The organism is Pseudomonas sp. (assembly GCF_049590575.1).
GTDB lineage: Bacteria > Pseudomonadota > Gammaproteobacteria > Pseudomonadales > Pseudomonadaceae > Aquipseudomonas.
Genome location: NZ_JBAWDE010000101.1, coordinates 1 through 3,564, shown reverse-complemented (window position 1 = coordinate 3,564; position 3,564 = coordinate 1). Strand labels below are relative to the sequence as shown.

The 3,564-nt window shown below is 63.4% G+C and carries 3 protein-coding genes; all 3 read right to left on the bottom strand.

Translation table 11 applies throughout. The annotated features are described in order from the left end of the window. Positions 1-107 precede the first annotated feature (107 nt). Positions 108-800 (bottom strand): methyl-accepting chemotaxis protein, encoded by a 693-nt coding sequence (locus WBR57_RS08125; protein ID WP_424083383.1) that lies wholly within the window; start codon positions 798-800, stop codon positions 108-110. Between the two features lie 1,630 nt (positions 801-2,430). Further along, complete coding sequence (locus WBR57_RS08120; RefSeq protein WP_424083382.1) at positions 2,431-2,721, bottom strand: DUF3144 domain-containing protein; 291 nt, start codon at positions 2,719-2,721, stop codon at positions 2,431-2,433. 230 nt (positions 2,722-2,951) lie between these two features. After that, positions 2,952-3,564 (bottom strand): tRNA (adenine(22)-N(1))-methyltransferase (locus tag WBR57_RS08115; protein WP_424083381.1); only part of this gene is annotated, 613 nt, incomplete at its 5' end.

Sequence of the window (3,564 nt, the reverse complement as noted above, 5' to 3'; positions counted from 1 at the left end):
CGCTGAGACAGTCACAGGTCCAGTGACTGACACTGCGCATTCGCGAGCAAGCCCGCTCCCACAAGAATAGTGTGCGACCCGTAAAATTGACGGGCTACCGTGACGTCTCAGCCCAGGCGAAACCGCGCGGTGTTGTCGCTCAATGCCTGGCTGCCTTTGCTCAGGGTGTCCGCTGCGCGGTTGACCGCGCGTGCGCCGTCCAGCAAACGCCCTGCGGCCTGGTCGACTTGCTGGATATTGCCGCTGACTTCATCCGCCGTCGCCGCTTGTTCTTCCACCGCCGTGGCGATTTGCGCCAGGGTGTCGGTGACGTTCTGCACGGCGCCAGCGATCTCGCCCAGTCGCGTGCCCAGCCCGGTGACCGATTCCGCATCGGTGAGCGCCTGCTCGCACGCGGCACCCATCAGGGTGACCGCCTGGCTCACGGTCGCGCGCAGGCTGTCCACCGTACCAGCTATTTGCGCGGTCGAGGCCTGGGTGCGTTGCGACAGGCTGCGCACTTCGTCGGCCACCACGGCAAAGCCCCGGCCTTGTTCACCGGCGCGTGCGGCTTCGATGGCGGCGTTGAGGGCCAGCAGGTTGGTCTGCTCGGCGATGCCCCGGATGGTGTCGACCACTGACTGGATCTGTTGGCCCTGCTGGCTGACTTGCTCCAGCGCATTGGCAGTGTCGGTCAGGCGCTGGTTGAGCTGCTGGATGCTGGCCGTGGTGCGCTGGCTGTCGCGGCTGCTGTCTTCGGCGATGCGCCGGGTTTGCTGGGCACTGCCCGAGGCTTGTTCGCAGCTGCGGGCGACGCCCATCGAGGTGGCCGCCAGTTGGGTCGCGGCAGCAGCAATCTGGCTGATCTGGTGTTGCTGGTCTTCAACTTCGGTCAGGGTGCTGCCCGATTGCGTATTGAGCGTCAGCACCGCTGAACCGAGTTGCTGGGTTTCGTGATTGACCCCCAGCAGGCTGGTGCGCAACTGCACCACCGCCACGTTGAGCGCGGTGCTGATCGCCGCGAGTTCGTCGCGCCCTTCTACCGCCACTTCCACGCACAGGTTGCCATCGCGCAGCGACTCGGCCAGCGTGGTGATGCCGCTGGCACTGCGGCGAATCGAAGCTTGCAGGCAGATGAACAAGTACAGCGCGGCCAACGCCAGCACGCCGAAGGTCAGCGCCAAGGGGATGAACTGCCGGTTCGCGTGGTCGCGGTAGTAGCCCAGGCGCGCATTCATCGAGGTCAGCGACTGAACGCGCAGCGCGCCGAGGCTGCTGAGCGTGGCGTCGATACTGCGCTCGAAACCGGCCGTGTCGAGCTTGATAGTGCCACCGAACACCCCGTCATCGAGCACCTTGAGTTCGCTGTCCAGCACCTGCAGGCTGCTGTCGTATTGCGCGGTCCATGGCTCCATTCCAGCGAACTGCTTGGCCTTGAGCGAGGCCGCGGCCTTGGCCAACTGGTCCCGCGCATCGCCGATGCGACTGCGCAAATCGCGCATCTGCAAACGGCTCTGCAAGGTGAACTGCCCTGAGGAGATCGACGACTGCCCGACGCTGGCCATACGGCCGATGCGCTCGATCAGGTCAGGCGTGTGCTGGGTGCCCATCTGCATGAGCATGTAGGTTTCAAGCCACGGATCGAGGATCAGGCCCGCGTCCAGGGTGATCTGTTCGCGCAGGGTTTGCATCGCGGTCAGGGCCGAGGTGAAGCGGTCGTAACCGTCCGGCCACCAGCCCACGGTGCGCAAGGACTGGGAGTCCATGCCCGTGACCGTGGCCTGCAGCCCTTCAAAGCGGGCCAGGGTGTCGGCGCTGGCGTTCTGGGTTTTCAGCGCATCGCCCAAGGCTTGCAGGCTTTGCAGGATGACCGGGAAATTCGCGTCCACCTTGTCCATCGCCGCTTTCGCTGCCGGCGTCGGCGCGTGCAGGATATCCGCGGCTTTCCAGCGCGCGGCCAGGTTGCGCTGAGCCGTCAGCTGGCCATCGAGCGAGTCCAGGGCCAACAGCTGACGAACGCCGGACTGTTCGCTGGAAATCACACTTAATTTTTCGCGATAGTCCTGGCCGATCATCCACAAGCTACCCGCCAGAGGCAGCATGAACAGGAAAAACAGAATCTGGAATTTGCGCGCAAAGCCGAAACGTCCGAGCAGGCGGATACCGGGTGATAACAAGCTGTGCATGTCCGACTACTCCCTCAAACCACCCACGCGGTGCACCGCGGGGCGAAGCCTTGAAATGACTAACGGCAAAACGCCATGTCATTGATTGAGAAGGCTCTAGCAAGATACGGGCCGCTGGTAGCGTGCCCCGGAATAGGCGGTTTGGCGGCCAATGGCCAACGCGTCATGCGCGAAAATGGGGCAAAAGCACTCAGGGTCTGGGGCACACCTGTAACCGTTAGCGCAACGACCGCGGCTAACGACGGACAAGACCCGGACTGCCGGCCTATTTGACCCGCATGTACTGACTGAAATTATTGATGTGATCGTCCAGGTTATCCTCAAGCATCATCCGGTACTGATCACAGAAATACTTCAACATCGCCTCGCGCGCCTCGGCCATCTCAGCGCCGGATTTGAAGTTGCGTGCGCTGGCCCAGGCGTTGAAGCGGGTGGTGCCGAACATCATCGAGGCACTGACCTCGCCGAGGTTTTCACAGGTCTTGAGCTGCTCGTTGGACAGTTCGATATGCGCGTCGGCGCGGTCGTAGAAAGCTTGGTCGGTGGTGTCAGCCATCGTCGGGGTTCCCGTTCAAACGAATAATGGGGCCTATTGAAACATATCCCATCCTCCCCGCTCCCCTTGTGGCGAGCGGGCTTGCCCCGCGCTGGGCTGCGCAGCAGTCTCAAAACCATCCAACCCTGGATACCCGACACACCGCACCGCGCCCATTTGGGGCCGCTACGCGCCCCAAAGCGGGGCAAGCCCGCTCACCACAGGGGATTGGGGACTTCTCCAGGTTGAACCTAACTCAGCAACGCAGTAATCCACCGGGCCTGCTGCTCAATCTCCTGGATTTTATCCAGCGCCACCGCCTGCCGTGCCTGTTCGAAACTGGCAAGGGTCTTGTGTTTCTGGCGCAGCATGCGCTGCCACTTGGCGAGGAACTCCGGGCTGCGCGCGCGCATCTGCAAGGGGCCGAAGTACAGCTGCTCGGCGGTGTAGGCCACAGGTCCGGTGCACTCGGCGATGATGATCTCGTAGTAGAAGCGGTTTTCCCGCAGCAACTCTTCGCCAAGGATGCGGTAGCCGTTGTCCATCAGCCATCGGCGCAGCGGTTGCTCGCCGCCGTTGGGTTGCAGGATCAGGCGTTCCCCACCGTTGAGGTGCGCCTTGCCGCCTTCCAGAATGTCGCGGATCGTTTCGCCGCCCATGCCGCAGACGCTGATCGCAGTGATCCGGTCTGCCGGTTTGATTGCCGCCAGTCCATCGGCCAGGCGCACGCTGACATGCTGCTCCAGGCCATTCTCACGCACGGTCCGTTCGGCCGCCTGGAAGGGCGTGCTCGCCACCTCCCCCGCCACCGCCGCCGTAATCACGCCACGGCGCAGCAACGCCACCGGCAGGTAGGCGTGGTCC